1 protein-coding gene is annotated in these 1744 nt (G+C 60.0%); it reads left to right on the top strand.

Annotated elements, in window-relative coordinates:
* A partial coding sequence (locus tag VGH68_RS23335) for a malate synthase G (protein ID WP_331606076.1) occupies nt 1-1469 on the top strand: 1469 nt, incomplete at its 5' end.
* Nucleotides 1470-1744 lie beyond the last annotated feature (275 nt).

The raw sequence follows: 1744 nt of genomic DNA, 5'->3' as shown, positions 1-1744 counted from the left end.
ATCATGGCCTCCACTTCGAGATCCAGATCGACGCGACGGACTCCATCGGCAAGACCGATGCCGCGCGTGTGAAGGACGTGCTGATGGAAGCGGCGGTGTCGACCATCATCGATTGCGAGGATTCGGTTGCGGCCGTCGATGCCGCCGACAAGGTCCAGCTCTACCGCAACTGGACCGGCCTGATGAAAGGCGACCTGGCCGAGGCAGTCACGAAGAACGGCAAGACCTTCACGCGCCGCCTGAGCGCCGACCGTGAATACACCGCGCCCGATGGCTCGACCGTCAAGCTGCATGGCCGCTCGTTGCTGTTCGTCCGGAACGTCGGGCACCTGATGACGAATCCGGCTATCGTCGATCGCGACGGACACGAAATTCCCGAAGGCATTCTCGACGCCGTGATGACGTCGCTCGGCGCGATGCACGACCTCAGGAACAAGCTCAATTCGCGCACGGGATCGATTTACATCGTCAAGCCGAAGATGCACGGCCCGGCCGAAGTCGCTTTCTCCAATGAGCTGTTCGGACGCGTTGAAGACCTGCTCGGCCTGCCGCGTTACACCATCAAGATGGGCATCATGGACGAGGAACGGCGCACGAGCGTCAACCTGCAGGCGTGTATTGAAGCGGCATCGGCGCGGGTGGCGTTCATCAATACGGGCTTCCTCGACCGCACCGGCGACGAGATGCACAGCGCGATGGAAGCGGGTCCGATGATGCGCAAGGGCGACATGAAGTCTTCGGCGTGGATCGCGGCTTATGAGCGCAATAACGTGCTTGCAGGACTTAGCTCAGGGCTGCGTGGACGCGCGCAGATCGGTAAGGGCATGTGGGCCATGCCCGACCTGATGCACGCGATGCTCGAGCAGAAGATCGCTCATCCGAAAGCGGGCGCGAATACGGCGTGGGTGCCCTCGCCCACCGCCGCAACGCTGCATGCGCTGCATTACCACCAGGTCGATGTGCAAGCTGTACAGCAAGAACTGGAGAAGACGGGTTACGCCAGCGCTCGCGATGAACTGCTGAATGGACTGCTGACGATTCCTGTCGTTGAAAAGGCGCAGTGGTCGGATGCCGAAGTTCGCCAGGAGATCGAGAACAACGTGCAGGGGATTCTGGGTTACGTGGTGCGCTGGATCGATCAGGGAGTGGGATGTTCGAAGGTGCCGGATATCCACGATGACGGACTGATGGAAGACCGCGCGACGCTGCGCATATCGAGTCAGCATATTGCGAACTGGCTGCATCACCGGGTGGTGTCGGGGGCGCTGGTCAACGAGACGTTCGAGCGCATGGCGAAGGTCGTCGACAAGCAGAATGCCAACGATCCGCACTATCAGCCGATGGCCGGTCACTTTGAAACTTCGCTGGCTTTCAAGGCGGCAAAGGCGCTGGTGTTTGAGGGGCGTGAGCAACCTAGCGGATATACGGAGCCGTTGCTGCATAAGTTCCGGCTCGGCGCGAAGTCATAGCCGCTGTGGTAGTTGCGGGCCGAATTCAATACACACGCGTGGCGCCACGGCGTCACCTTCGGCCCGCTCCGGCCATCGGTCTGCTCATGTGCATGACGAAGCAGTTCTCAGCGTCGTGCCTGGCAAGTCCGGGAGGCGATGCTGCGAGCAACTCGCGCATGGCGTCAATATTGCAATTCAGTCATGTTGGAGAGGGTCCTGGAAAACAGCGTCTAGATAACCCGTCAACGTCCAGGCTCTTTCACATCGCTTTCTTATTCCGACATTATGAAATT

This window comes from Paraburkholderia sp. (assembly GCF_036488505.1).
Lineage (GTDB): Bacteria > Pseudomonadota > Gammaproteobacteria > Burkholderiales > Burkholderiaceae > Paraburkholderia.
Note: the sequence above shows the minus strand (reverse complement) of the source record. Positions and strands in the feature narration are given on the sequence as shown.